The sequence below is a fragment of the Streptomyces sp. NPDC056835 genome (genome assembly GCF_042789485.1).
Taxonomy (GTDB): domain Bacteria; phylum Actinomycetota; class Actinomycetes; order Streptomycetales; family Streptomycetaceae; genus Streptomyces.
In genome coordinates, this window is sequence record NZ_JBHUBB010000009.1 from 232,141 (window position 1) to 258,717 (window position 26,577).

General features: G+C 68.4%; 18 protein-coding genes and 4 pseudogenes. 7 read left to right on the plus strand and 15 right to left on the minus strand.

All coding sequences use genetic code 11. From position 1 onward, the window contains the following. Nucleotide 1 precedes the first annotated feature (1 nt). Complete coding sequence (locus ACFRMN_RS13085; protein WP_362211928.1) at nt 2-340, minus strand: SseB family protein; 339 nt, start codon at nt 338-340, stop codon at nt 2-4. A gap of 246 nt (nt 341-586) precedes the next feature. Between ACFRMN_RS13085 and ACFRMN_RS13090 the strand changes: the two are divergent. The 3 pseudogenes from ACFRMN_RS13090 to ACFRMN_RS13100 all read left to right on the plus strand — a co-directional run. Continuing rightward, nucleotides 587-814: pseudogene (locus ACFRMN_RS13090) on the plus strand (transposase); the annotation flags it as partial. A gap of 177 nt (nt 815-991) precedes the next feature. After that, nucleotides 992-2,159, plus strand: a pseudogene (locus ACFRMN_RS13095) (IS701 family transposase). 488 nt (nt 2,160-2,647) lie between these two features. Then, nucleotides 2,648-2,768: pseudogene (locus tag ACFRMN_RS13100) on the plus strand (MerR family DNA-binding transcriptional regulator); the annotation flags it as partial. A gap of 90 nt (nt 2,769-2,858) precedes the next feature. On the opposite strand, the gene ACFRMN_RS13105 reads toward ACFRMN_RS13100, so the two are convergent. The 3 genes from ACFRMN_RS13105 to ACFRMN_RS13115 form a co-directional block, all read right to left on the minus strand. Next, nucleotides 2,859-4,193, minus strand: a complete 1,335-nt coding sequence (locus tag ACFRMN_RS13105) for an ABC transporter substrate-binding protein (RefSeq protein WP_383017753.1) — start codon at nt 4,191-4,193, stop codon at nt 2,859-2,861. A gap of 83 nt (nt 4,194-4,276) precedes the next feature. Continuing rightward, nucleotides 4,277-5,248, minus strand: coding sequence for a carbohydrate ABC transporter permease (locus ACFRMN_RS13110; protein WP_383017756.1), 972 nt, complete (start codon nt 5,246-5,248; stop codon nt 4,277-4,279). Between the two features lie 3 nt (nt 5,249-5,251). Next, nucleotides 5,252-6,178 carry a carbohydrate ABC transporter permease gene (locus ACFRMN_RS13115; protein WP_383017759.1) on the minus strand — a complete coding sequence of 309 codons (927 nt, stop codon included), beginning with the start codon at nt 6,176-6,178 and terminating at the stop codon, nt 5,252-5,254. A 271-nt stretch (nt 6,179-6,449) separates the two neighbouring features. Between ACFRMN_RS13115 and ACFRMN_RS13120 the strand changes: the two genes are divergently transcribed. Then, nucleotides 6,450-7,454 carry a LacI family DNA-binding transcriptional regulator gene (locus ACFRMN_RS13120; RefSeq protein ID WP_383017858.1) on the plus strand — a complete coding sequence of 335 codons (1,005 nt, stop codon included), beginning with the start codon at nt 6,450-6,452 and terminating at the stop codon, nt 7,452-7,454. 210 nt (nt 7,455-7,664) lie between these two features. Here ACFRMN_RS13120 and dgoD read toward each other — a convergent pair. Next, a pseudogene (gene dgoD, locus ACFRMN_RS13125) lies at nt 7,665-8,808 on the minus strand (galactonate dehydratase). Then, nucleotides 8,805-9,515 carry an SDR family NAD(P)-dependent oxidoreductase gene (locus ACFRMN_RS13130; RefSeq protein ID WP_383017762.1) on the minus strand — a complete coding sequence of 237 codons (711 nt, stop codon included), beginning with the start codon at nt 9,513-9,515 and terminating at the stop codon, nt 8,805-8,807. The pseudogene dgoD and the gene ACFRMN_RS13130 overlap by 4 nt, the downstream one beginning before the upstream one ends. Nucleotides 9,516-9,721: 206 nt before the next feature. Here ACFRMN_RS13130 and ACFRMN_RS13135 point away from each other — a divergent pair, with 206 nt between their 5' ends. Further along, on the plus strand, nt 9,722-11,197 hold the full coding sequence (locus ACFRMN_RS13135; protein ID WP_383017765.1) for an NF041680 family putative transposase: 1,476 nt from the start codon (nt 9,722-9,724) through the stop codon (nt 11,195-11,197). Between the two features lie 124 nt (nt 11,198-11,321). Here the strand turns inward: ACFRMN_RS13135 and ACFRMN_RS13140 are convergent, their stop codons facing one another. From ACFRMN_RS13140 to ACFRMN_RS13165, 6 genes are all read right to left on the minus strand, one after another. Beyond that, complete coding sequence (locus tag ACFRMN_RS13140; RefSeq protein WP_383017768.1) at nt 11,322-12,209, minus strand: IS3 family transposase; 888 nt, start codon at nt 12,207-12,209, stop codon at nt 11,322-11,324. Then, a complete protein-coding gene (locus ACFRMN_RS13145) occupies nt 12,206-12,505 on the minus strand; it encodes a transposase (RefSeq protein ID WP_383017771.1) in 300 nt (99 codons plus the stop codon). Before ACFRMN_RS13145 ends, ACFRMN_RS13140 begins: the two co-directional genes overlap by 4 nt. A gap of 1,366 nt (nt 12,506-13,871) precedes the next feature. Next, nucleotides 13,872-14,429, minus strand: a complete 558-nt coding sequence (locus tag ACFRMN_RS13150) for a bifunctional 4-hydroxy-2-oxoglutarate aldolase/2-dehydro-3-deoxy-phosphogluconate aldolase (RefSeq protein ID WP_383017774.1) — start codon at nt 14,427-14,429, stop codon at nt 13,872-13,874. A 44-nt stretch (nt 14,430-14,473) separates the two neighbouring features. After that, nucleotides 14,474-15,514: an ABC transporter permease gene (locus tag ACFRMN_RS13155; RefSeq protein WP_383017777.1), complete on the minus strand. Its 1,041-nt coding sequence runs from the start codon at nt 15,512-15,514 to the stop codon at nt 14,474-14,476. After that, nucleotides 15,511-17,094, minus strand: a complete 1,584-nt coding sequence (locus tag ACFRMN_RS13160) for a sugar ABC transporter ATP-binding protein (protein ID WP_383017779.1) — start codon at nt 17,092-17,094, stop codon at nt 15,511-15,513. Before ACFRMN_RS13160 ends, ACFRMN_RS13155 begins: the two co-directional genes overlap by 4 nt. A gap of 132 nt (nt 17,095-17,226) precedes the next feature. Then, a complete protein-coding gene (locus ACFRMN_RS13165; RefSeq protein WP_383017782.1) occupies nt 17,227-18,267 on the minus strand; it encodes a substrate-binding domain-containing protein in 1,041 nt (346 codons plus the stop codon). Nucleotides 18,268-18,761: 494 nt separating this feature from the next. Between ACFRMN_RS13165 and ACFRMN_RS13170 the strand changes: the two genes are divergently transcribed. Beyond that, nucleotides 18,762-20,513, plus strand: coding sequence for a beta-galactosidase (locus ACFRMN_RS13170; RefSeq protein WP_383017785.1), 1,752 nt, complete (start codon nt 18,762-18,764; stop codon nt 20,511-20,513). A gap of 71 nt (nt 20,514-20,584) precedes the next feature. Here the strand turns inward: ACFRMN_RS13170 and ACFRMN_RS13175 are convergent, their stop codons facing one another. Together ACFRMN_RS13175 and ACFRMN_RS13180 are read right to left on the minus strand one after the other, a co-directional pair. Next, entirely contained in the window at nt 20,585-22,633 is a 2,049-nt protein-coding gene (locus ACFRMN_RS13175; RefSeq protein WP_383017788.1) for a glycoside hydrolase, read from the minus strand. Between the two features lie 140 nt (nt 22,634-22,773). After that, complete coding sequence (locus tag ACFRMN_RS13180) at nt 22,774-24,213, minus strand: RICIN domain-containing protein (RefSeq protein ID WP_383017792.1); 1,440 nt, start codon at nt 24,211-24,213, stop codon at nt 22,774-22,776. Between the two features lie 433 nt (nt 24,214-24,646). On the opposite strand from ACFRMN_RS13180, the gene ACFRMN_RS13185 reads away from it, so the two are divergent. Beyond that, nucleotides 24,647-25,642: a LacI family DNA-binding transcriptional regulator gene (locus tag ACFRMN_RS13185; protein ID WP_383017795.1), complete on the plus strand. Its 996-nt coding sequence runs from the start codon at nt 24,647-24,649 to the stop codon at nt 25,640-25,642. Between the two features lie 103 nt (nt 25,643-25,745). Here the strand turns inward: ACFRMN_RS13185 and ACFRMN_RS13190 are convergent, their stop codons facing one another. Beyond that, entirely contained in the window at nt 25,746-26,561 is an 816-nt protein-coding gene (locus ACFRMN_RS13190; RefSeq protein WP_383017798.1) for an HpcH/HpaI aldolase/citrate lyase family protein, read from the minus strand. Between the last annotated feature and the right edge of the window lie 16 nt (nt 26,562-26,577).

Sequence of the window (26,577 nt, forward strand, 5' to 3'; positions counted from 1 at the left end):
TCTACTCCCCCTCCACCTCTGCCGGCTCCTCCAGCATCGCGGCCTCCAACAAGAACGGGTTCGGCCCCAACAGGTCCACCAGCGCCCGCACCCCTTCAGGCAACAGCCCTACCAAGTCCTCGGCCGTGGTCGACGCCCAGTCACATGCTCCTGCGAACAGAGCCAGCTCCTCCCAGGAGGTGAAGACCGGCACTATCGGACCATCCACGGTCTCGGACACAAAAAAACCGGGGCTCTCCGGCCGCTGGAAGTACAGCCGTGCGGCGCGCAGTTGAGCCAACCGTTCCGCCGGAGACATCCGCGCCATCGCCTCGTCGCGGACCAAGTCACGCAACGACATCCCTATTCCCCCTCTTCCATCCGAGCCCTGAGCTGGATGAAACACGGGAAGTATCATCGCATATCCATCGGCGCTGGTCGGGAGAGCAATGAAACCGACTGGAACGATCCTGTGGCACACGCCGACACCACAGCCGGCTCCCTCGTGTCACAACGCCCCGGACTCCGCCCCCCTGCCAGTCGCAGATAGCCGTCGTACGCTAACGTCCCCACTCACCGATACCGCTGTCCGCTGAACCTTGCAGGCGCGAAGTTCCCCAGGGCCGTCACGAAGATCACCGGTGATCAGGAGCAGTTGCTGGCGTTCTTCGACTTCCCCGCGGAGCACTGGATCCACCTTCGGACGACCAACCCGATCGAGTCCACATTCGCCACCGCCCGGCTGCGGACCAAAGTCACCCGCGGTGCCGACTCCCGCGCCGCCGCCCTAGGCCCTGTCTTCAAAGTCCCGCCTGCTCGGCGGCGGTCGGCACGCACGCTCGCCGCGTTGTCGGGATCACCCCAGTACATCCAGTACTGGGGCGACCCTCCGCCTTGCGATCGCACGCACCGACCGCCGCCGAGCCCGCCCTCCGGGCGGACGGCGCTACTTTGAAGACAGGACCTAGTACTGCAACCGCGTTTGGCGTGACGATGTGTCGTTGTTCCTGTCATGGGAGGGGATCTCGAAGTCGGTGACGTGTGGCGGTGGGCGGCGGAGCTGAGGGAAGTGCATGAGCGGTTCATGCACCGGTTTCAGCGCTCGGAACCCCGGGAATCGGCGTTGGCCTATATGCGTGGGCTGGTGTCGTCGCTGGAGTGGAAGAACGCGTGGACGGTCGCCGAGCGGGTGGGGCATGACCGGCCGGACCGTTTGCAGCGACTGCTCAACACGTGTGACTGGGATGCTGACGAAGTCCATGACGACATACGGGAGTTCGTTACTGAACGGCTCGGTGACCGGCAGGCGGTACTCGTCGTGGATGACACCGGGTTCCTGAAGAAGGGTGTGCGCTCGGCCGGGGTCCAGCGTCAGTACACCGGCACGGCGGGCCGGGTCGAGAACAGCCAGGTCGGCACGTTTCTGGCCTATGCCACTGATGTCGGTCACACGCTGATCGACCGGGAGCTGTACCTGCCTGCGTCCTGGACCGAGGACCATGAGCGGTGCCGTACTGCCGGGGTCCCGGACGAGGTCGCCTTCGCCACGAAGATCGAACACGCCAAGGCTGTGGTCGAACGGGCCCTCGCCGCGCGGGTACCGTTCGCGTGGCTGACCGCCGACGAAGCGTACGGGCAGGTCAAGGGCCTGCGGTACTTGCTGGAACAGCGCGGGGTGTTCCACGTGCTGGCAACCCGTCGCACCGACACCGTCGTCACCGCCTCACGCATGGACCACCCCGTGGACGAACTGGTCGCCGGTCTGCCACGGCAGGCGTGGAAGCGCCGGTCGTGCGGGCGAGGCGCCCACGGTGAGCGCGTCTACGACTGGGCCCGGGCGCCTATCCGCCCCCTGGCGCGAGGAAGGTGTCGGGCACTGGGTCCTCGCCCGCCGCAGCATCACCGATCCCACCAAGATCGCCTACTACGTGTGCTTCGCACCCGAAGGCACCACCCTGAACACCCTCCTGACCGTATCCGGCCGCCGGTGGACGGTCGAAGAATGCTTCCAGACCGTGAAGAACGAATGCGGACTCGACCACTACCAGGTACGCAGATACCACGCCTGGTACTGGCACATCACTCTCGCCATGGCGGCCCACGCCTACCTGGCAACGGTCCGCGCGGAGGAACTCAAAAAAGGGGATCAGAAGCCGGTGAACAGCACCTCGTCCCGCTGAGCCTGCCCGAGATCCGCCGCCTGACCGCCCACCTCACGGCACGACTCCTTCCCGGGTCGCCCAGGCCCTGCACCTGGTCCCACTGGCGACGACGAGCACAACACCGAGCACGCATCAGCCACTACAAACGACGAGGCCACAACTCATAAACCGAATCATCGTCACGCCAAACGCGGTTGCAGTACTAGGCCCTGTCTTCAAAGTCCCGCCTGCTCGGCGACGCCCGGCACGCACGCTCGCCGCGTTGTCGGGATCACCCCAGTACATCCAGTACTGGGGCGACCCTCCGCCTTGCGATCGCACGCACCGACCGCCGCCGAGCCCGCCCTCCGGGCGGACGGCGCTACTTTGAAGACAGGACCTAGGGGTTCTGTCCGACGGGTCAGGCCCTGGTGCCTGTCCAACAGGGGCTTGCGCTTTCCGTTGCGGCAACTTCTACGGTCATGTGTGTGGCCGGAGAGACCGGCCCGGCGAGGGAGGCACCGGCAATGGCCTGGTCGATCGCGGAGGTGGCGCGGATGTCCAAGGTGACATCGCGGACGCTGCGGGATTACGACGAGCCTGCTGCCGCCCGCATGGATCGGGAGCGACGGACACCGCTACTACGAGGTCCGCCGCCCAGCAGCGGTTGCGCGGATCGGAGCGGGAGAGAGCGGCCGTGCCGGAGGGGTCCGGTACGGCCGCCGACTCGTGAGGGGACTACTCGCTGACACTGAACCCTTGGTCGGTGCCGTACTTGATGCTCGCCTGCTGCCAGTCCTCCAGCCCCTTGCTCAGGGGGGTCGAGGAGATGTACGCCTTGCCCACGGTGTCGTTGAAGATGGAGTTCGCGTACACCTGGTACGGCAGGTACGACCAGCCGGTGCCGACGTTCTTGGCCGAGTCCGCGAAAATCCTGTTCGCCCGCTGGCCGCCGAAGTAGGGGAACGCGGCGTCCAGGAACGTCTTCGCCTCCAGGTCCGCCTTGGTGGCGGGGAAGGAGCCCTCGGCGACGCGGGCCGAGGCCCCGGCGCCTGTGGTCGCGTACTCGATGAAGGCGTAGGCCAGTTCCTTGTTCTCGGCGGCCTTCGGTACGGCGAGGGAACTGCCGCCGTTCTCGGCGCTGGCCTTGTCGCCCTTGGTCCACTGCGGGAGCGGGGCCACTCGCCAGTCACCGGAGGCGGACGCGACGCCCGAGGTGAAGCTGGCGGGCATCCAGGCGCCTATGGCGAGCGTGGCGATGCTGCCGTCGGCCAGGCCCTTGTACCACTCGTCGCTCCATGAGCTGATCGGAGCGATCAGGTCCTCACTGAGCAGCTTCTGCCAGGTGTCCGTGTAGGTCTTGGTGCCGGCGTCCTTGAAGCCGATCGAGACGTCGGTGCCCTCGGTCTTGTAAGGGCGGCCCCCGGCCTGCCAGATGAGGCTGGTGGTGGCGCCCGCGTCGCCCGTGTCGTTGGTGATGAAGATCTTGGGGTCGGCCTTGTGCAGGGTGCGCGCGGCCTCGACGTACCCGTCCCAGGTGGTCGGGACCTTGGCGCCGTGCTTGTCGAAGACCTTCTTGTTGTAGAACAGCGCCATGGGACCCGAGTCCATGGGCAGGGCGTAGACGGACTTGTCGTACTTCACGGCGTTCCATGGACCGGTGGTGAAGGTCTTGTCGTACGCGTCCGCGCCGTAGCCGGCGAGGTCCTCCAGTGACTTGCCGATGGCGAACTGGCCGAGGGCGTAGTACTCGACCTGCGCCACGTCGGGGGCGCCGGAACCAGCGGCGATGGCGTTCTGCAGCGCGGTGTACTGCTTGTCGCCGGTGCCGGCGTTGACAAGTTCGACATCGACCTTGGGGTACTTCTTCTCGAAGTCGGCTGCCGCCTTCTTCAGTGTGGGTTCCCAAGCCCACACCGTCACCTTCCCGCCCTTCTCCAGTGCGGACTTGACGTCCTTCGTGCCGCCGCCGTCGGTGGCCGGGTCGGACGAGCCGCAGGCCGTCGCGCCGAGGGCCATCACGCAGGCCGTGGCGACGGCAGCGAGAAGCCGGCGGGTGCTGTTCGTTCTCATGGGTGGTGCTCCTGGTTCGGTGTGCGGGTGGGAGAGGGGACAGAAGCGGGGAGAGGGACGGGAAGAACGGGGCGGGGCCGGGATCACTCCTTGACGCTGCCCGCGGCCAGGCCGGACTGCCAGTAACGCTGGAGCAGGAGGAAGATCGCGACGATCGGCACGATCGTGAGCAGGGAGCCGGTGATGATGAGATCGAAGACGGCCTCGCCGCCCGCGGTCTGTCCCTGGGCGTTCCAGGCGTTGAGTCCGAGCGTGAGCGGGTACCAGTCCGGGTCCTTGATCATGATCAGCGGCAGAAAATAGTTGTTCCAGGTCGCGACCATGGAGAACAGCAGCACGGTGACCGTGCCCGGCATCAGCAACGGCAGAGCGATGCGGAAGAACGTACGCAGTTCGCCGGAGCCGTCGATGCGGGCCGCTTCGAGGAGTTCGGCGGGTACGGCCTCGGCGGCGAACACCCACATCAGATAGAGCCCGAACGGGGAGATGAGCGAGGGGATGATGACGGCCCAGGGGGTGTTGGTCAGTCCCATACCGCTGAACATCAGGAACGTCGGCACCGCCAGGGCCGTGCCCGGTACGGCCACGGCTCCGATGACGACCGCGAACACGGCGCGGCGGCCGGGGAATTCGTACTTGGCGAGCGCGTAGCCGCCGAGGACGGCGAGGACCGTGGCGCCGCCCGCTCCCACGGCGACGTACAGCAGGGTGTTCAACAGCCAGCGGACGAAGACGCCGTCGTCGTAGGACAGCGTGCGGGAGATGTTGTGCCAGAGGTTGAAGTCCTTGCCGAACCACAGTCCGAAGGAGTCGAGCAGGCCCTTCTGGTCCTTGGTCGCGTTGATGACCAGCCAGGCGAGCGGGAGCAGTGTGTAGAGGAGGACCAGCCCGACCATGAGCGTGAGAGGGACGCTGGGGCGGGGGTTGAGCGGGGTGTGGGGGCGACGGCGGCGGCGCGGGACCGGGGCGTCGGCGGCGCGGGCCGTCCCGGGGGAGCCGGTCTTGTCCGTGGGGTCGGTGGAGTTCGTGGGGATGCTGGAGACATGCACGCTCATGGCTCAGCCCTTCCGCATACCGCGCAGCTGGACGGCGTAGGCGATGATCGCGGTGATGACGCCCATCACGATCGCCACGGTCGCTGCGTAGTTGTGCTGCTGGCCGGAGAAGGACAGCGAGTAGGTGTACAGATTGGGAGTGAAGTCGCTCGTGATCGCGTTCGGGGCGAGCTTCTGCAGAATGCTCGGCTCGTTGAAGAGCTGGAAGCTCCCGATGATCGAGAAGATCGTCGCGATGACCAGGGAGCCGCGGATGGCCGGCAGCTTGACCGAGGTCACGAGCCGCCACTCGCCGGCTCCGTCGATCGCCGCCGCCTCGTACAGCGATCGTGGGACGATCCTGAGCGCGGAGTAGAAGATCAGCATGTTGTATCCCACGAATTCCCAGGTCACGATGTTGCCTATGGAGGCGAGCACGAGCGAGGGGGAGAGCGGGTCGGGCAGAGAGATGCCGAAGGTGTCGTTGATGTTGCCCACCAGGCCGAATCTGGTGCCGTAGATGAAGCCCCACATGAGGCTGGCGACGACGGCAGGCACGGCGTACGGCAGGAAGATCGAGATACGGAAGAAGCCCTTGCCGTACAGCCGGCCGCTGTCGATCGCGAGCGCCACCAGCAGCGCGATGCCCAGCATGATCGGCACCTGTACGGCCAGGAAGAGTCCGACCCTGGTCAGCCCTTCCCAGAACCGCGCGTCGGTCAACGCCTGGGTGTAGTTGTCCAGGCCCACGAAGGACGTGCCACCGATCAACCGGTCCCGGAACAGGCTCAGATACAGGGCGTATCCGATCGGCGCGAGGAAGACGAGCGCGAAGACGGCGACGAACGGACCGGCGAATCCCCAGCCGACGAGGGCCTGCTTGCGGAAGAGGGACAGCGCTCGTGGGCGGGGTGGTGGTACTGCCTTCGCGGGCGTCGACAGGAGCGTCATGGCTGGTTCCTCGAATCGGTGGCCGACCGGTCTGGAGAGAGGGAGGGAGAGGGCCTTCGGGCCGGAAACGGCCGGGCGTAGGCTGGCCCGATGGGAAATGTTTACGTAATCATCGGTAGCGTGATGGTGACACTCCCGCTGGGGGGCGTCAAGCACGAAGCGGTAGTGAACGGAAGGGATTTCGATGGCGGACAAGGACACAGCCGTTCCCGCGAAGACGGTTGACAGTGGGGGCCGGCGTGCCGCGAAAGGGCGGCAGCGCCGCGTCTCGATGGCGGACGTCGCGCGGGTCGCCGGCGTCTCGTCGCAGACGGTCTCCCGGGTCTCCAACGGAGACCCGGCCGTCATCGAGAACACCCGGCGGAGGGTGCTGGACGCCATGAAGGAGCTCGGCTACCGGCCCAACAGCGCCGCCCGCGCCCTCAAGCGCGGAGACTTCCGGACCATCGGCGTCATCACGATGAGCCTCTCCAGCACCGGCAATGTGCGGACCTTGGAGGCCATCGCGAACTGCGCGTCCCGCGCGGGGTACGCGGTCACGCTGATCCCGCTCGACGCGCCGACACAGGACAACGTCAGGGGAGCCTTCACACGGCTCGACGAGCTCGCGGTGGACGCGGTCGTCCTGATCATGGAGGTACACCTGCTCGACACGACGTCGCTTGCGCTGCCGCCTCATGTGAAGGTCGTCGTCGTGGACTCCGACGCCGGTGACCGGTTCCATGTGGTGGACACCGATCAGCAGCAGGGCGCGCGTACGGCCGTGCGGCACCTGCTGGAGCTCGGCCACCGCACGGTCTGGCATCTGGCGGGACCCCAGGAGTCGTTCGCGGCGGGCCGTCGCGAGGTCGCCTGGGAGGCGGCGTTGCGTGAGGAGGGGCGCGAGGTGCCGCCCCCGCTGCGCGGCGACTGGACTCCCGAATCCGGCTACGAGGCGGGCCTCCGGCTGGCGGAGGAGCCCGACTGCACGGCGGTGTTCGTCGCGAACGACCAGATGGCCCTGGGCGTGCTGCGGGCGCTGCACGAGCGCGGCAGGCGCGTGCCGGAGGAGATCAGCGTCGTGGGTTTCGACGACATAGCGGAGACCGCCTCCTTCATCCCGCCGCTGACGACGGTCCATCAGGACTTCGCCAAGGTCGGGGAACTGTGTGTCGACGCCGTTCTGCGGGAACTGCGCGGTGAGACGGTGGAGGGCGGTACGACGCTCGTACCGACCCGTCTGGTCGTCCGCCGGAGCACGGCCGCGTGCCCGCCGGACACCGTGGGGGAGGGGTGAGGAAAGCCGGGGCCGCGCGGGTGTGGCGGTGGACCGGACAGGGCCTACGCGGTACGGCGGTGGGTCCGGCCGGCTGAGTGGGCGCCAACTCCCTCCGGGTGGGCGGCCCGTGCCGTCCGCCCCACGGTTCACCACACGGCCGGGGGACCGCGCCGCCCGCACGGCCCCTCACCGGACGGTCATCGGCCCATGTGCCGGCCGGCTGTCGGTTCACCACTCGGCCAGTGAGCCGTCGTCGCGGCGCCAGACAGGGCTTCGCCAGCGGTGGCCCCTCCGCGCGGCGTGCTCGACGGCCTTCTCGTCGACCTCGATACCGAGCCCGGGCGCCGTGAGCAGGGCCACGTGCCCGTCCTCGTACTGGAACACCGACGGGTCGACGAGGTAGTCGAGCAGGTCGGAGCCGGCGTTGTAATGGATCCCCAGGCTCTGCTCCTGGATCAGCAGGTTCGGGGTCGCGAAATCCACCTGGAGGCAGGCGGCGAGCGCGATGGGGCCCAGCGGGCAGTGCGGGGCGAGCGACACGTCGTACGCCTCGGCCATCGCCGCGATCCTCCGGACCTCGGAGATGCCGCCGGCGTGCGACGGATCCGGCTGCGCCACGGCGATCCCCTGCCGCAGGACCCGCTTGAAGTCCCAGCGGGAGTAGAGCCGTTCGCCGGTCGCGATGGGAATGGAGGTCGACCGTACGACATCTCCGATGTGCTCGCTCAGTTCCGGAACGACCGGCTCCTCGACGAAGAGCGGCAGATACGGTTCGAGCAGGGGAAGCACCCGGCGCGCCATGGGGAGCGTGAGCCTGCCGTGGAAGTCCACGGCGATGTCGAACGTGTCGCCGACCGCCTCCCGTACGCTCGCCACGCGGTCGGCGATCTCGTGCACGGCCGCCGGGGTGTCGAGGGGGCGCAGCTGTGCGGAGGCGTTCATCTTGATCGCCGTGAAGCCCTCGGCCTTGCGTGCCGCCGCCGCTTCGGCGACATCGGTCGGATGGTCTCCGCCGATCCAGCTGTAGACACGGGCCCGGTTCCGTACGCTGCCGCCGAGCAACTGCCAGACCGGTACGCCCAGCGCCTTGCCGGCGATGTCCCACAACGCCTGGTCGATGCCGGCCACCGCACTGGAGAGTACGGGGCCGCCCCGGTAGAAGCCGCCCTTGGTGAGGACCTGCCAGTGGTCCTGACCGCATCGGATCCTGGTCGACGAGATAGTCCGAGAGCTCCGCGACAGCGGCGGCCACCGTATGGGCGCGGCCCTCGACGACGGGCTCGCCCCAGCCCGTGATGCCCTCGTCGGTGTCGATGCGGAGGAAGCACCAGCGGGGTGCGACCAGATAGGTGCGCAGAGACGCGATCTTCACTTGGACTCCTTCTTCACGGTCCAGCCGCCGTCCACGGTCAGGGTCGTTCCGGTGATGTAAGAGGCCTCGTCCGAGGCCAGGAAGGCGACCGCGGCCGCCACCTCCTCGGGCCGGCCGAGCCGGCCCAGGGCGGTCGCGCGAGCCGACAGGAGGCGGCCCTCCTCGTCCACGTCGTCCCAGGCCGCGGTGAGGATGGGTCCTGGCAGCACGGCGTTGAATCGCACCAGCGGTCCGTACTCGACGGCGAGCTGACGGACGAGCGCGCAGAGGCCGCCCTTGGCCGCGGCGTAGGCCGGGTGGCCGGGCACTCCGAACAACGCGTGCACGCTGGAGGTGGCCACGAACGAGCCGCGCGTCTCCTGGAGATCGCCGAGGAACGCGCGGACCGCGAGGTGGGTGGCCGTGAGATTGACGGCGATCTCACGGTCCCAGCTGTCGGCGGCCAGTTCGTGGGCGGAGCCGTGGACATGCGTGAACGCGTTGCTGTGGACGACGGAGACGGAACCGAACAGCTCGTGGGTTCGGTCGCGCAGCGCGGCCCACTCCCGCTCGGCGGAGACGTCGCAATGGACGAAGGCCGCGCGGCCGCCGTAGGCGCGGATCCTCTCCTCGACGGCCTCGCCCGCCCGGTTCGCCGGGCCCTGCGGATACCGTCCAGGAGCGTGTGGGCCCGCTCCCGGAGGGCGTCCAGGTCGCCGCCCTCGCACGCGTCGCCGACCAGCGGGCTGCCCATGCCGAGGGCGGTGGCCCCGGCCGTCAGGTAGTCGGGCGCCTGAGCTTGTCGTTTAAGGTCCAGTGTCGAACGCGGCTCGAACTTGGTCGGCGTTTTCGCAGTTCAGTGGACGTGAGGACGGCCTCCGTCTGATCCTTTGCTCCGTCCCAGAGGCAGAGGAACAGTACGAAGGCCGTGGTCGTGAGTCTGGAATACCCAGGTGTCCTGCGGGACGCGTTCGCGGAAGTGTCACGCTTCCGGACGGAGTTGTACGCGTGTCTGACCGCCCGGGGCGACGCGCTGTTCGAGTTATGCGATGCCCTGTTGTGCACGGACGGGCCGGTGCGGACGCTCGTCGACCTGGCGCTCGCCCCGGAACACCGCCGCGGGCACGGGGCGCTCTACGGCGGCCTCAACCAGGGGCAGATCGATGTCACCCGGCTCCGTCGCGCTCTGATCTCGACGCCGCTGCCGAGGGCTGCGGACGGTCGGATCGTGCTGGCCGCGGATGTCTCTCCGTGGTTGCGGCCGGACGCGAATACCTGCCCTGACCGGGCCTTTTGCCACACGTTCGGCCGGGGTGAGGGCAAACACCTGATGGTGCCTGGCTGGCCGTATTCGATCGTGGCCGCGCTGGAAACGGGCCGCACGTCGTGGACGGCAGTGCTGGACGCGGTCCGCCTGGAGCCCGGAGCCGACGTCGCCGTGGTGACCGCCGTCCAGCTCCGCGAGGTTGTTGAGCAACTCGTCGAGTCCGGCCAGTGGAAGCCGGGCGACCCGCACGTCCTGGTCGTGCTGGACGCCGGCTACGACGCGCCCCGCATCGCCCACCTGCTGACCGGCCTGCCCGTCGAAATCCTCGGCCGACTCCGCTCAGATCGGGTGATGCGGCGTCCGGCCCCCTCCCGCAACGAGTTCGCCCTGGCCAACCCCCTGGGCGGCCGACCGCCCAAGCACGGTGGCGAGTTCGTCTTCGGCGATCCCTCCACCTGGGGCATCGAGCAGGCCGTGACGGTCACCGACACCCGCCTCTACGGCAAGGCGACCGCGCGGGCATGGGACCGGCTGCACCCAAGGCTCACCCGGCGGGCGGCCTGGATCGAGTACGACGGACCGCTGCCCCTCATCGAGGGCACCATCATCCGCCTCGCCGTGGAACAGCTGCCGTCCGGCGGGGTGAACAAGCCGGTCTGGCTGTGGTGGTCGGGCACCGGGGCCAGCGCGGCGGACGTCGACCGCTGCTGGCAGTCCTTCCTCCGGCGCTTCGACCTGGAGCACACGTTCCGCCTGCTCAAGCAGACGCTTGGCTGGACCAAGCCCCGGCTTCGCAGTTCGGAAGCGGCCGACCGGTGGACCTGGCTGGTGATCGCCGCTTATGCCCAGCTCCGGCTCGCCCGACCGCTGGCCGCCGACCTCCGCAGGCCCTGGGAGAAGCCGGCCGAGCCGCACAGACTCACCCCCGCTCGCGTCCGACGGGGGTTCAGAAACCTGCACGCGAAGACCGGCTCACCAGCCGGTGCACCGAAACCGTCCCGCCCCGGACCAGGTCGGCCCCCAGGTTCGAGAAACCGCAGCCCAGCCATCCGTCACGGCGTGGGCAGAGTCCTCGCCACCGGCGAGGCGTACAGCCGCCCAGCCCACCACAAGAAGGGAACAAAACCGCGGCGCATCGCATAGATCACCTGGCCAGACGACGGCGTCACCTATTCAATGACGCCCGCTCCAACCGCCGATCCAGCCGATGAAACGCCAGGCAGGCCTCTCACTCTGAAGTTCCCCCGTGATCTTGGACACTCGTCTGTTATGCCGCGAGGGCGTGTGGATGCCGCTGCCTGGTCTCGGCCGGGGTGAGGTAGCCGAAGATCTTGTGCTTGCGCAGGCGGCGGCGGTTGTAGAAGGTCTCGATGAAGGTGAAGACCTCGGCGCGGGCGGTGGCCCGGTCGGGCCAGATGCGGGTGCCGATCTCTTCCTTGAGCAGGGCCCAGAAACTCTCCGCGGCCGCGTTGTCGAAGCATGATCCGGTACGCCCGCAGCTGTTCCGCAGTCCCAACGCCCTTATTCGGTCGCAGAATTGGGTCGATGTGTATTCGCTGCCGCGGTCACTGTGGATCACGCAGTCGGGCTCCAGGTTCCCTCGGCCGTAGGCCATGTCGAGGGCGTCCACGACGAGTTCTGCGCGGTGGTGATCAGCCATGGCATAACCGACGACCTCGCGGGTGGCCAGGTCGAGCCAGCAGGCGAGGTAGAGCCAGCCCTCGGCAGTGGGCAGGTAGGTGATGTCGCCGACCAGCTTGATCCCGGGCCGCTCGGCGTGGAAGTCGCGGCCGATCAGGTCAGGGGCCGGCTTCGCCTTCTTGTCGGGCCGGGTCAACGAGCGGCGCTTGCGCCGGGTGACGCCTCGGATGTCGCGCTCGCGCATCACGCGGGCGATGCGCTTGCGGTTCACCCGCCGCCCCAGACGCCGCAGTTCGGCGTGGATGCGCGGGACACCGTAGGTGCGGCGGGAGGCGACGTGCAGCACCGCGATCTCGTGCGCGAGCGCGTCGTCGGCAGCCTGCCGCGCATGGCGGGCGGCCTCGCCCTCGCGCCACGCGTAGTAGGAGGAGCGGGCGACGTGCAGCACCCGGCACAACAGAACGATCGGGTAGTTCGCCTTCTCCGCCTGGATGAACCGGCACAACTCGCTCACCGGTCGTTGTCCTTCACGAAGAAGGCGGTCGCTTTTTTCAGGATCTCGATGGTCTGCTGCTGCTCGCGGTTCTCCCGCCGCAGCCGCTTGAGCTCCTCGCGCTCGGCACTGCCCAATTCGCCGGCAGTGCCCTCGCCCTGCTCCGCCTTCGCCTTGCGGTACCAGCCGCGCAGGGACTCGGAGCTGATGCCGAGTTCCCGGGCCACCGCCGTGACCGTCTTGCCCGAGGAGTCGACGAGCGCGATCGCGTCCCGCTTGAACTCCTCGGTGTACCGCTTCGTGTACTTGCTTCCCACCTGGTGCTACTTCCTCTGGAACCTCAGATCCCAGTCTCCAGGTGTCCACGATCAAGGGGAAGGTCCACTCTGTCGGCTCGTATGCCGATTCGTTTCCCATGACAGCGGGCTGCCGCCGTACGCGCGAGTTGACAGGCGGTTCACCTCTTCCTCAACCCTGCGGAGGTGCCTGCCGATGCGCTGTATGCCTTGATTGCAGTCCCGTAGCCAAAGTAAGCCCAGGATGACACTGAGGGCAGCGAGATACAGGTTGGGCTTGTGTGGGGACAACCCCCCTGTCGTGATGAGGGCAGCGATCACGCCTGCGAACCCCAGTATCTGCATCCTTGCCGCTACCCGTTGTGAGACCTCGGCCCGAAGCGACTCATACTCGCGCATAAGCAGAGAAATGATCTCAGCATCGTGACTGCTCTGTTGTGTCACCGATTCCCCCAGGATCGCCGCGCACGTCTGATCCTGGTTTTCCCTGCGAAACCCGCGGCCGAACCTCAAGGCAAGCGGTGCGTACAGGCCACTCCGGCTGGTCGTTAAACGACAAGCTGAGTGCCTGTTTCTGAACCCCGTAACAGCAGGTCGAGGGCCGTCAGTCCGGAATGAGAGCTTTAGGGGTGCTGCGAAGGACTCAACTACACCCCGGACGACTGACACGTCCTTCCGCGCTGATACTGGTGTGCATACGGTCTCGGTATGACAATTTCCGAGGACCCGCGCCCCGTTCCGCCGCTCGGATGGTGCTCCGAATGCCTGTTTGAGGGTGTCTGGATCCGCGCTGCGACCCTCTACCGAGGGAGCGCGTTGTGCGCCCAGCACGTGGTGAGCCGGTACGGACCCACGGCACCGACGGTCGAGGGATCGGCCAGGAGGCGGCAGGCGGTCCTGGACCAGCTGCGCCAGGGGATACACGATCGCCCCCACGAGGTGCCGCGTTTCTGATCTGACTATGCGACACGTTCTACGGCCCAACCCTGTCGGCAGGCCTGAGCCAGCGCACGTAGCCCGTCGGAACGCCGCCATGCGGGCCGCGTACGCCCGCAGGGTGGACCAGGACACGGTCAGCCGGAAGGTAGGGCTGGGAGGCGAGCAGGTCCGTAAAGGCCCTGCGGGGTGAGATGACGACGGAATAGCGCCAGCACAGCGACACCCCGGCCCCCTTCGTAGGGTTCGGGGGTGTTCTGCTGCCCGCCGCCCGTCTACTCGAACGGGACCACGGTCACCTTGAGATCGATCAAGCTCGCGGCCGCCTGGGTGCCTCCCGGTGGCACTGATGACCGTCAGCTCCACGGCGTTCGTAGCGTCTTTCGCTCGCCCACACCAGCTGCAACGGTTCTCGTTCGGGGAACGGTCACGGTGACCGTTCCCCGAACGCTTACACAAAGCTCTCACTCCGGACTGACGGCCCTCGACCTGCTGTTACGGGGTTCAGAAACAGGCACTGATCGAGGGCGATGCCACCGGTCGGGACCAGGGGGATGTCGGGCAGCGGTGCGCGCACGGACCGCAGGTACGAGGGTCCGCCCACCGAGGCGGGGAAGAGCTTGACCATCGCCGCCCCCGCCCGCCATGCCACCAGTATCTCGCTCGGTGTGAACGCGCCCGGGAGCACGGGGACTCCGAGCCGGCCGGCCTCGGCGATGACGTCGGGGCAGACGGCCGGGGTGATGAGGTAGCGGGCGCCGGCCTCCACCGCGCATCGCGCGTCGGCGGGAGTGGTGACCGTACCCGCGCCCAGCGCGAGCCCGGCCGGTTTCGTGCCCGCGTACTCGCGCAGCGCCCCCAGCACTCCTGGAGTGGTGAGTGTGAACTCCACAGCGAGGATGCCGGATCGATGGAGGGTGTCCGCCACTTCGGCGAAACGTACGGCCGTGTCGGAGCGCAGGATGGCGATCACGGGGGCGCCCGTGAGGGCTTGGTTCAGGTCCGTCATGACAGGGATTCCTGCTCGTCGGGGCGGGACTTTGAAGACACGGCCTAGGTGGGCAGTCCGACGGCTCGTTCGCCGTTGCGGCGCTGCTGGATGACGACGACGGCGACGACGAGGAGTGTGCCCTGGGCGACGTTCTGCCAGAAGGAGTTGATGCCTTCGACGGTGAGTCCGTTCTCCAGGCAGCCGAGCAGGGCGACGGCCAGCAGTGTGCCGCCGATGCCGCCCTTGCCGCCCTTGAGGGCGCAGCCGCCGAGGGCCGCGGCGGTGATGGCTTTCAGTTCGAGTCCTTCGCTGCCGGAGGTGGGCTGGCCGGAGCCGGTACGGGCGGTCAGCAGGATGCCGGCCACGGCGGCGACGATGCCGATCAGGGCGTATACGAAGACGAGGTACTTGTTGATGTTGATGCCGGCGAGGCGGGCGGCGGTGTCGTTGCCGCCGATGGCGTAGATGTTCCGGCCGATGTCGGTGTACTTGAGCAGGAGGTGCACCGCGCCGGCGACGACGGCCAGGATCCAGACCATCACGGGCAGCCCGGCGATCTTGCCGCGGCCGAGGAAGATGAAGACGTCGTTGTTCAGGACGTAGCCCTGCGCACGGCCGTTGGAGATCAGTTGGGCCAGGCCCTTGTACGCGGCGAGGCCGGCGAGGGTGGCGATCGTGGGGTTGACCCGTCCGTAGACGATGATCAGTCCGTTGAGGATGCCGACGAGGAGTCCGACGCCGACGGCCGCGGCCATGCCGAGGAAGGCATTGGAACCCGTACTGGTGAAGACCATGGCACTGATGACCGAGGCCACACCGACCTGGGAGCCGACGGAGATATCGAGCCCGCCGCAGATGATGACGACCGTCTGCACGATGGCGAGCAGGCCGGTAATGGTGGCGGCCTCGGCGATGACCTGCATGTTCGTCAGGCTGAGGTAGTTGTCGTTGAGGGCACCGAAGAGGGCGAGGACGACAACGAGGGCACCGATCAGGCTGAGATTCTGCCCGCCGATGGAGGCCAGAAGCCTGGCCCGGCCCTGGCTCCGGCTGTCGTGTGCCGGGCCTTTCACGGCCGGGTCCGGGGTGGTGGTGACGGTCATGAGGAGGCTCCAGGTGCGGGGGAGATGTCGTCGGCCATGGCCAGGGCGAGGAGGGCTTCTTCGGTGGCTTCGCCGCGGTCGAGCTCGCCGGTGATCCGGCCTCCCTGCATCACGATGACGCGGTCCGACAGCCCGAGGAGCTCAGGCAGTTCGGAGGAGATCACGAGCACGGCCACACCGTCCGCGGCCAGGTCGGCGATGATCTGGTAGATCTCGGCCTTGGCACCGACGTCGATACCGCGGGTCGGCTCGTCGAGGATCAGCACCTTGGGCTTGCGCGCCAGCCAGCGGGCGAGCACGACCTTCTGCTGATTACCGCCGGAGAGTTTGCGGACCTCGTGTTCGATGGAGGGGGCGCGGACCCTGAGCCGGTCGGCGTAGTGCTGTGCCAGTTCGCGTTCGGCCTTGCGCCGTACGAAGCGGAAGCGGCGGAGCCGGTCGAGGACCACGAGCGAGGTGTTGTCCCGGATCGAGCGGTGCAGGAACAGCGCCTGGGCCTTGCGCTCCTCGGGTGCGAGGCCCAGTCCCGCCCCGATCGCCTCGCGCGGGCTGCCGAGGCGCAGTGGTCTGCCGTCGAGCGTGATGGATCCGCTGCGCACGGGGAGATCGCCGGCCAGGGCGAGAGCGAGCTCCGAGCGGCCCGCTCCGATGAGTCCGGCCAGACCGACCACCTCGCCGGAGCGCACGTGCAGGGTGATGTCGTGTACGTCGTCGGTGGTGACGTTCTTGACGTCGAGGACGAGCCGTTCGGTGGCGACGCGTTGTCGTACGAACATGGTGGAGAGGTCGCGGCCGACCATGAGCCGGACGAGGCCGGCCTCGTCGGTGCGGCCGACCTCCTCGACCCCCACCAGCGTGCCGTCCCGCAGAACGGCGATGCGGTCGGCGAGCTGGAATATCTCCTGCATGCGGTGGGAGACGTAGACGACGGCGATACCCTCGGCGCGCAATCGCCGTATGAGGCCGAAGAGAGCGTCGACCTCGTGCTCGGAGAGCGAGGAGGTGGGCTCGTCGAAGGCGATGACCTTCGCCGCACTCTCACCGGTCAACGCCCGCATGATCTCGACGAGTTGCCGCTGAGCCGGGGTCAGCCGGGAGCCGAGGAGGCGCGGGTCGAGGACATCGGCGAAACCGAGCCGGTCGAGGTCGGCCTCGACACGCCGGAACAGTTCACCGCGGTCGAAGAGCCTGCCTCGTCTGCGGGGCAGCGCCCCGGCGTAGACGTTCTCGGCGACGGAGACGTGCGGGATGATCTCCGGTTCCTGCGGGATGATGCGGATTCCGGCGGCGCGTGCCCGGGCGGGCGAGTCGAGATCGACCCGCAGACCGTCGATGAGGACATGGCCCTCGGTCGGGCGGTGATCGCCGGTGAGGATCTTCAACAGGGTGGACTTGCCGGCGCCGTTCTCTCCCATCAGCGCGGTGACCTGGCCACGGGGAAAGTCCAAGGTGATACCGCCGAGCGCCTGGACCGCGCCGAAGCGCTTGACGATCCCCTGAACGCCGACGGAAGGGGGTAGATCCTCACGCCCCTCGGGCGAGGAAGAAGGATCGGGGGCCGGACTGCGCGTGGAGCTCATGGGTCACCTCGAAGGCGTTGTACGGGGGCGGGCGGGCCGGAGAGCGCCGGAGCCCGACGGGTTGCCCCGGCCCGCCAGGGGTGTAGGGCGGGCCAGGGCCGGAACCGGTCTCGGTCGCGAACTGGCGGGGGGTCAGCCGCAGGTGAGACCGGAGGACTTCCAGTTGGACGGGTCGACCATGGTGGTGGGTGCGAAACCCTCGGCGGGGAACTCCTTGCCGTTCTTGAGCTTGTCGTACATGGTCTGTACGGCGAGCGCGCCGACGTCCTTGCCGTTGATGAACAGCGCGGCCTTCATGCCGCTGGGCTTGCCGGAGCCCCATTCCTTGCACGCCAGGTACGCACCGAGGCCGACACCGATGACACGGTCGGGGCTGATGCCGGCGTTCTGCAGGGCGGTGACGCCACCCGCGACGTTCTCGTCGTTGCAGCCCCACACCACCCAGTTCTTGACACCGGAGTTGGCCGTGATGGTCGCGGCGATCTTGTCCTGGGCTCCTGTGGGGGTGTTGTCCGTGGGCACGTCGATCGTCTTCACCCCGGGGACGGCCGCACCGAATGCCCGCTTCGCGGCCTTGACCCGGTCGCCGCAGACGGTGACGTCCTGCTTCCAGGCGGAGATGACCCGGGTGTCGGCGGCCTTCCAGTTCGCCTTCTTGTACTCGGCGGCGGCTCGCTTGCCGACCTCGCCTCCCATCTGGGTACCGCTGAAGCCGATACGGGGGACGAGGTCGGCCTTGCCGCAGGCCGCCGGGTCGGCGCCGGTGGCGCAGATCTGGTCGTCGGAGGTGAGCAGGGCGACCTTGCCGTCCTTCGAGGTCTGGACGACCTGGGGGCCCACCGCCGGGTCGGGCACGACGATGATCACGCCGTTGACCTTCTGGGCGATGGCGGCCTGTACTTCGCTGACGGTCTTGTTGGCGTCGTTGCCGAGGTTGACGACCTTGAGGTCGATGCCGAGTTCATCGGCCTTCGCCTTGGCTCCGGCGGCCTCGCCGATGAAGTACTCCTGGTCTCCCTGCTTCTGCAGATAGGTGACGGAGATCTTGCCTGTCACCGGGCCGGCCTCGCCCTTGCCTGTGGACTCCTTGCCGGAGGAACAGGCGGTCGTCAGGGCCAGACCGCACAGCAGGCCGACGGCCGCGGCGGCGCGAGTGCGGTGGGAACGGGGCATGGACGGACTCTCCTTGGTACGGACACCGGTCGGCGGTGCCGGGGCGTGCCGGGCGCGTGCGGGTACAGGCCGGCGTATGCGTGGAGGTGCGGAGGTGCGGAGGAGCGCTGAGTAATGGACCGGTCATCCGACTGCTACGAGGGCGGTGATGTTGGAAAACGTGACATTGCAGCCAGGGGGTCGCGTGAAGTCGACCGGGATAGGCGCCGAGCGAGCAGTAAAACGTCAAAAGGCAACATGTTCGAACGCGATGCGACATATGACACCGCCGTTACGGCTGGACGTCAAGGGGGTGGCCCCGTCGAAACGTCCTCGTGATGTTTCGGGGCCGGGGGTGGGCTCGGCTGGATGTCTCGGGTCCGCCGCATGGCGGCTATGGATCAGGGACTTGCCATCACCAGCGTGTTTACGTAAACATACTCATGAGGTACGGCTCCCCGCCGGTTCGCCACGCCTCCACCGTGCATCCCCCTCCAGCACAGGAGCAGCAGCACATGCCCGTTCTCCAGATCGACGGCGGCGGATTCCGCCTGGACAGCGAACCCTTCCGGCTCCTGTCCGGCGGACTGCACTACTTCCGGGTCCATCCCGCGCAGTGGGCCGACCGGCTCCACAAGGCCCGCCTCATGGGCCTCAACACCGTCGAGACGTACGTCCCGTGGAACCTCCACCAGCCGCGGCCGGACCTGTTCCGCATGAACGACGCACTCGATCTGCCTGCCTTCCTCGACCTCGCGGCTGCCGAGGGCCTCCATGTTCTGCTCCGTCCCGGGCCCTACATCTGCGCCGAATGGGAGGGCGGCGGCCTGCCCTCCTGGCTGCTGGCTCAACGCGGAATCCGCCTGCGCACCCGCGACCCCCTCTTCCTCGCCGCGGTCGATGACTACTTCACCCGGCTTCTCCCCCCGCTCCTGCCCTACCTCGCCACGCGCGGTGGGCCGGTACTCGCCATGCAGGTGGAGAACGAGTACGGGGCCTGCGGAGACGACACCGCCTATCTGGAACACCTCGCCGACTCACTCCACCGGTGCGGTGTCGACGTACCCCTGTTCACCTGCGACCAGCCCGCCGACCTGGAGCGCGGCGCGCTGCCGGGGGTCCTCGCGACGGCCAACTTCGGCACCCGCTCCACCCAGAACCTCGCCGCCCTGCGCGCACACCAGCCGAACGGCCCCCTGCTGTCGGCCGAGTTCTGGATCGGCTGGTTCGACCGCTGGGGCGGCCACCACGTGCTCCGCGACCCCGACCAGGCGGCGCGGGAGCTGGACGAACTGCTGGCGACCGGGGCCTCGGTCAACTTCTATATGTTCCACGGCGGCACGAACTTCGGTTTCACCAACGGTGCCAACGACAAGCGCACCTACCGGCCCACCGTCACCTCCTACGACTACGACGCGCCCCTCGACGAAGCCGGCGACCCCACCGAGAAGTTCACCGCCTTCCGCGAGGTCATCGCCAAGTACGCGCCGGTCCCTGCCAGTCCTGTGCCGGCGCGCGCGGCCAAACTCGCCCTCCCCTCGGTCCCGTTGACCACCAGCGCCGCCCTGCTGGACTGCGCTCCGGCCCTCACGGACGCCGTCGAGTCCTCCCACCCGCTGACGATGGAACAGCTCGGGCAGGACTTCGGATTCGTCCTGTACGAGACCGTCCTGGGGGCCCCGGGGCCCGTGCTCCTCGAACTGGAGCAGGTCTGCGACCGCGCTCAGGTCTTCCTCGACGGGCAGCCCGTCGGGGTCCTGGAGCGGGAGAACCACGAGCACGCCCTCGCCTTCACCGTGCCGCGCTCCGGCAGCGTCCTGAGTCTGCTCGTGGAGAACCAGGGCCGCGTCAACTACGGGCCCGGCATCCACGACAGGAAGGGGCTGCCCGGCAAGGTGCTGCTGGACGGCACGGAGCTCGCCGGCTGGACCAGCCGGCCACTGCCGCTGACCTCCCTGGAAGCGATTCCGTTCGCGCCCACCGCAACCACACCGACCGGTCCGGCCTTCCACCGCGGTACCTTCGAACTGGCCGAGGTGGCGGACACCTTCCTCCACCTCGACGGCTGGACGAAGGGCAACGCGTGGATCAACGGTTTCTCGCTGGGCCGCTACTGGTCACGTGGACCCCAGCGGTCCCTGTACGTTCCCGGCCCCGTACTGCGCGCGGGAACTAATGAGATCGTCGTGCTCGAACTGCACTCCGCCCACCGCGCACGTACGGTCGACTTCCGGACGACGCACGACCTCGGCCCGACCGAAGAGTAGGACCGGAGTCCTGGCACGGCACACCGCAACGGGCGGGCACCGACTTCGGGGTCGGTGCCCGGCCGTTCAGATCAGCCCAGCCCGATCTGCCGGTCGGTGCCGCCGTCGCCGGTGAAGGTCCAGGACTGATTGCCGCCCGTCGTGGGCTGGTAGACGCCGACGGGGGCTCCGTCGCCCGTGGCGGCCCACGTGACGTCGAGGAGCTTGCCGGTGGCGCTGTTGATCAGTGTGGCGTGACCGTCGCCGGTGGTCGAGCGCATCCATTTCTGCCGGGCCGTGGAGGATGATCCGGGTTTGGCGAACGTGAGCACTTCTTCCGACGTCGCGAGGGCCTCGCCCGTCTTGACGTTGGTGACGCGGTAGGCGGCGGTGCTGCTCCAGTCGGACGGGGACAGCTTGGTGAAGGTCCACTGCTGGGCGGGGTCGGAGGGGTCGGGAGTGCGCTGCACCGGTGTGCTCTTCCCGTTCACCGTGGCGACGGCGAGCGCCAACCCGCTTTTGTCGTTGACCAGTTGGCGGGGTACGCCGGTGGGAGCCGTGCCGGCCTCGGTGTTCACGCCGGCGACTATCGGCAGTACGAAGGTCGTGACGGAACCGGCGCCGACGGTGACCTTCAGGATCTTGCCGTCCGTCGTGACGTCGCTCTCGCGCTGGAGGTTCTTGGTGGCGTCGGTGGTGTAGCGCTCGACGGGGGCGCCGCCGACGCTCCGGAACCCGTCGAGGTTCAGGGTGAGTTCCTGATCCACGCCGGTGGGGTTGGTGTGGACGACGACGGCGCCTTGTCCGCCCGGGCGCAGCGCGGCCAAGGTGTCGGTGCCGTCGGTGTTGATGACGCGCGCGCCCGGACGCACGAAGCGGCTGTAGTTGGCCATCGCCCAGTACTTCTTGTTCTTGCGCAGCGGCTCGGTGGCGGCGTCCGCCGGGGTGAAGTCCGCTTGGATCAGGCCCCAGTTGGAGTTCTCGTGGGCCGGGGTCATGTTCTCGTAGTCCTCGATGGCCTGCCACAGCACCCAGGCCCGGGGTTCCAGCTCCCTGATGTCGTCGTTGATGCGATCGACCAGGTCGAGTGCGGGGCTCATGTCGGTGAAGCTCTGAGGGACGCTGCCACCGACGTCCACCTCGGACATCCACAGCGGGGCGGCCGCGGCCTTGGCGATGTCACGCACGCCGGTCCGGCCGTTCGTTCCGTAGGTGTGCGTGTTGAGCCGGCCGACGGCGTCGCGGACGGCCGGCGCGTACGACTCCCAGTTGGTCCGGAACAGGGCGGGGTTCGTCTCGTCCATGGCCGCGATCGGGGTGGTCATGCCCTTCGCGTCCAGGGCGGCGCGCAGTGTGGAGATCATGCGTGCCTGCGAGGCGGGGTCCCAGTGCGAACCCTCCTGGCGGCCGCCGGCGCGCCAGTAGTCGGTGTTGGGCTCGTTGACCGGGGAGATGGAGCCGAACGTGACGCCGGTGGCGTCCTGCGCGCGCTGGAGGGCGCCGGAGAGATAGGCGGCGAACATCTCGTACTGGTCGGAGCGGAGATTGTCCTGCCAGCCGTTCACCGCACCGGAGACGCGCCCGCTGTTGGTCATGAAGTACGGGGCGGAGTTGGAGAACGCCTCGAAGGTCTTGGCGCCGCGCGCCTTGGCCGCGGTGAGCCACCAGCGCTGGTTGGCGTCGGCGTTCGGGTTCCAGTGGTCCGGGTCAGCGGGGTCCCACCAGCCGGGTGCCTCGGGACCCGGCCGGTTCCAGTAGCCGGGGACCGCCGCTCCGGCACGCAGATAGGGGGCGGTCTCGGGGCTGTCGCCGCCGCCGATGTTGTAGCGGGCGATGGTGAACCCGAGCCCGTTCTCCCCGTAGAGGTCATCGGCCAGCCGGTTGCGCTGGGCGTCGGGCCATCCGCCGGTGACATTCGCGAACCAGGTGAGGGCGGTGCCCCATCCCTGGAACGGCGGCTGCTGGTAGCTGGGATCGAGACGGACGGTCACGGCCGCACTCGCGGCCGCCGCGGGCGGTCCGGTGAGGCCGGTGGCGGCGAGGGTGACCGCGGTGCCGGTGGCGGCGAGAGTCGCTCCGGTACGTCGGAGACCTGGGCGAGGGCGGGGACGGGACGCTGATCGCTTGCGGCTGGGGAACACGTACTACTCCCTGGTCAGTGGGGGGGGGTGTCGTGGGGCGGCCGGACCCGCTCCGAGGTGCCGCCGGGGCGCACCCCGCGCCCGGAGGCGCGGGGCACGCGGGGTGACGCGGGGCTCTGGGCAGGGGAACCCTGCGCCGGTCAGGCGGCCGACCGTCGCCACTTCTGGTTGTCGCCGGTGTTACAGGTCCACTGAACGAGCGGTGTGCCGTCGGCGGTGGACTGGTTGGTGACATCGAGACACTTGCCGCTGTGCCGGGCGGCGAGTTGTACGGTCGCGCCGGTCTTCAGCACGGTCCACTGCTGGTCGGTGCCGCCGTCACAGGTGTCCTGGACAACCGCGGCGCCGTCGTTCGTGGAGGCATCGCGGACGCCGAGGCACTTGCCGCTGTGGCGCGGCACGATCTCCACCGTGTCGGCGCCGCGGCTCTTGAGCCAGAACTGCTGGTTGACGGCGTTCGTGCCGCAGGGCCACTGGATCAGGGCGGCCCCGTCCGCCGTGGACCGGTCTGCGGTGTCGGCGCACTTGCCACTGTGCACGGCCGTCAGCGTCTCCCAGGTGCCGAGGCCTTTCACCGTGCCCGCCGCGGTGTCGATGCCGATCTGCGGGAAGTAGTCCATGTTCATCGTGGTCTCGGTGGGGAACTTCAGCGGCAGCCAGACGTACTGGGAGTCGTTGACCATGCCGCCCATGGAATTGCCCCAGCGGTCGCCCATGTACATGTACGAAGTGCCCTCGGTGCCCTGGACAGGCAGGACGTACGTGGTCTGGGAACCGTAGGTCGTGGAGTCGCCGATGTCCCGCAGACCGCTCCAGGTGCCCGTGACACTGGTCGCCGTGCCGTACTTCTGCTGGTTCGGCGACCAGCCGGTCGCACCGGAGGTCAGCAGGAAGTACACGCCGTTGCGCTTGAACATGGCCGGCGCCTCGCGCCACTGGCCCGCCCAGAGCTTCTGGACCTGCGACTCCACCGCGGTGTAGTCGGACGTCAGCCGGTAGACGTGCAGATCGGCGTTCTCGTTGGCGGCCGAGATCATGTACCCGGTGCCGTCGGTGTCGACGAAGGTGGTGATGTCACGGGACATATGGCCCTGCGGACGGAAGCTGCCCCGCCAGGTGTAGTCACCGTCCACGGTCGAGGAGACCGCGACCGCGGCGCGCGCCTCGGAGTAGTCGGTGGCGTTCTCCTTGTGCATCCACATCACGAACGTGCCGGTCGCGCTGTTGTACACGACCTTGGGCCGCTCGATGTTGGCGGACTGGAGCTCCGGGTCGGTGGCCTGGGTGAGGACGTGATTGCGGAACTCCCACGTTTTGAGGTCGGTGGAGCGATAGGCGGAGACGTACCGGAAGGAGTTGTCGGCGTTCCGGTTCTCACCGAACCAGTAGTAGTACTGGCCGACCTTGACGACCCCGCCGCCGTGGGCATGCACGGGGTCGCCGTTCGGATCGGTGAACTGCGTGGCGTTGCTGACGGGCAGCGGGGCCGCCTGGGAGGTTCCCATGGCGCTGAGGAGAGACAGAAGGAGGGCGGACAGAACGGCGATAGCCATCGCCGCTCCGGGGAGCTTGCGTCGCATGATCGCGTACCTCTTGCTGTTCGGTGGACAGGGCAGGACCGCGCGTCGGCGCGGGAAGAACCAGCCGATGACGGGGTCGGCGCACACGGCCGTGGTGGAGTGCGCGCAGCGAAGAGAAGCCCGGGGGCAGAGCCCCCCGGACTGCCGGGGGTGTGCAACCGCCGTGTTACCTCGGATGGATCGCCCTTCCATGTTCGCGTTAACACGAGCGGTTCGGGGGAGAGTTTGGGAGCGGCGCCCAGGCCTGTCAAGGACTTGGGCAGGAACGCTCGCCGGATTGACCGACCGCTATGTTTGCGCCAACATGCTGGTACAAGGGCTGTTGTTGTATCCCGCGTCAAGGAATCCGGAGTCCCCGGCGAAAGGCCCGCGTATGGCGACAGAGAAGAGGACGAGATCGCCGCGGTCGCGGCCGCCCCGCCAGTGGCCCTCCATGGCGGATGTCGCGGCGATGGCCGACGTCTCCTCGCAGACCGTCTCCCGGGTCGCGAACAACCGCGAGAACGTCGACGCGGCCACGCGCGAGAAGGTGCTGTCCGCGATGCAGACGCTGGGCTACCGCCCCAACACGGCGGCCCGCGCGCTGGTGACCGGCAGGTTCGGCGCCCTGGGTGTCGTCAGCTTCGACGTCGGCGCCCACGGCAACGCCAGGACCCTCGCCGCGATCGCCGACGCCGCGCGCGAGGCCGACTTCTCCGTGAACTTCATGGGCATACGGGCGCAGACCGAAGCCGCCGTACGGCAGGCGTTCCAGCATCTGATGCTGCAGTCCGTCGACGGCATCGTGCTGGTCGAGTCGCAGATGCTCGACACCCCGTCCCTGCATCTGCCACCCACCATGCCGGTCGTCGTCGCCGACGGCGACACCGGACACCGCTACCCCAACGTCGACTTCGACCAGGCCCACGGCGCCCATGGCGTGGTCGCCCACCTGCTCGGCCTCGGCCACCGCACGGTCTGGCATGTGGCCGGCCCCCGCGACTCGTTCGCCGCGCGCCGGCGCGCCGAGTCCTGGCAGAGCACCCTCGCCGACACCGGTGCCCCGGTTCCCGATGTGTTGTACGGGGACTGGACCGCGGAATCCGGGTACAGGGCCGGACGGGAGCTTGCCGGACGCCCTGAGGTGACCGCGGTCTTCGCGGGCAACGACCAGATGGCGCTCGGGCTGATGCGCGCGCTCCACGAGGCAGGCCGTGACGTACCGGGCGACATCAGCGTGGCCGGGTTCGACGACATGGCGGAGGCCGCCTTCTTCCAGCCGCCCCTGACCACCGTGCGCCAGGACTTCGACGTGGTGGGACGACACTGCGTCACCCTGCTGCTCGACCAGATCGAGGGAAGGACGGACGGGCCCCGCCGGATGGCGGTGGAACCCGCCCTCGTGGTGCGCGCCAGCACCGCCCCTCCGCCCCCCGGGCGTACGGCCTGAAAGGGACGGCCGGGTATCTGGCTCCGGCCGACAACCCGTCGTGGAACAGGGGAGAGCGTTCCGCCCCACACCGCCCCACACCGCGCCGCACTGGGGCGGCTTCTCATGCACCGGCCAGGGCCAGTACGCGCCGGGCTCGCCGCAGGAGCGGCAGATCGACCATCTGTCCGTCCACGCGTACCGCGGCACCGTTGCTGTCACCCCCTGCCCGCACCACACGTCGAGCCCACCGGATCTCGTCGTCACCGGGCTGCCACGCACGGTGCACCGTGGCGATCTGACGCGGATGGACACACAGCCGGCCGCCGAATCCCAGGGCCCGGCTTCGTCTCGATGAGGATTCCAGGCCTACCGGGTCATCCAGGTGGGTGAAGACCCCGTCCAGCGGGGCCGGAAGGCCGGCTGCCCGTGAAGCGTTCACAAGAGCGGAGCGGGCCCAGAGCAGTTCCGGCTCGTCCGGCCCGGACGGTGTGATGCCCGTGTCGAGCGCGTAGTCGATGCTGCCGAACAGCATCCGTCCCACCCGCGGAAGACCGGCGATCGCCGCGGCCTCGCGCAGGCCGATCGCGTTCTCGACCAGCGCCAGCACGGGTATCCCGTGAGGAAGCCGCTCGATCACGCCGGCCACTTGCGGTGCGGTGGAGCTCTTGGGGAGGACAACACCGCGCAGGGCTCCGGCCTCGGCAAGAGCGGCGAGATCGTCAGCATGCCAGGGGCTGCCGACAGCGTTGACGCGCACCAGCCCGGGGCTTCGTGCCAGCCAGCCGACTGCCGCCTCGCGGGCCTGGACCTTGTTGCCCGCGGGGACCGCGTCTTCCAGATCGAGCAGGACGGCGTCCGCACCGCTGGACGCGGCTTTGGCGAAACGTTCGGGCCGGTCGCCCGGGACAAACAGCATGGTTCGCGCTGAGAACCGCATGATGGTTTCCTTTGTC

Excerpts from the sequence above, each read along its gene's own strand:
- ACFRMN_RS13085 (WP_362211928.1), bottom strand. The coding sequence starts at position 340 with ATGTCGTTGCGTGACTTGGTCCGCGACGAGGCGATGGCGCGGATGTCT.
- ACFRMN_RS13105 (WP_383017753.1), bottom strand. The coding sequence starts at position 4,193 with ATGAGAACGAACAGCACCCGCCGGCTTCTCGCTGCCGTCGCCACGGCC.
- ACFRMN_RS13110 (WP_383017756.1), bottom strand. The coding sequence starts at position 5,248 with ATGAGCGTGCATGTCTCCAGCATCCCCACGAACTCCACCGACCCCACG.
- ACFRMN_RS13115 (WP_383017759.1), bottom strand. The coding sequence starts at position 6,178 with ATGACGCTCCTGTCGACGCCCGCGAAGGCAGTACCACCACCCCGCCCA.
- ACFRMN_RS13120 (WP_383017858.1), top strand. The coding sequence starts at position 6,450 with ATGGCGGACGTCGCGCGGGTCGCCGGCGTCTCGTCGCAGACGGTCTCC.
- ACFRMN_RS13150 (WP_383017774.1), bottom strand. The coding sequence starts at position 14,429 with ATGACGGACCTGAACCAAGCCCTCACGGGCGCCCCCGTGATCGCCATC.
- ACFRMN_RS13155 (WP_383017777.1), bottom strand. The coding sequence starts at position 15,514 with ATGACCGTCACCACCACCCCGGACCCGGCCGTGAAAGGCCCGGCACAC.
- ACFRMN_RS13160 (WP_383017779.1), bottom strand. The coding sequence starts at position 17,094 with ATGAGCTCCACGCGCAGTCCGGCCCCCGATCCTTCTTCCTCGCCCGAG.
- ACFRMN_RS13165 (WP_383017782.1), bottom strand. The coding sequence starts at position 18,267 with ATGCCCCGTTCCCACCGCACTCGCGCCGCCGCGGCCGTCGGCCTGCTG.
- ACFRMN_RS13170 (WP_383017785.1), top strand. The coding sequence starts at position 18,762 with ATGCCCGTTCTCCAGATCGACGGCGGCGGATTCCGCCTGGACAGCGAA.
- ACFRMN_RS13180 (WP_383017792.1), bottom strand. The coding sequence starts at position 24,213 with ATGCGACGCAAGCTCCCCGGAGCGGCGATGGCTATCGCCGTTCTGTCC.
- ACFRMN_RS13185 (WP_383017795.1), top strand. The coding sequence starts at position 24,647 with ATGGCGGATGTCGCGGCGATGGCCGACGTCTCCTCGCAGACCGTCTCC.
- ACFRMN_RS13190 (WP_383017798.1), bottom strand. The coding sequence starts at position 26,561 with ATGCGGTTCTCAGCGCGAACCATGCTGTTTGTCCCGGGCGACCGGCCC.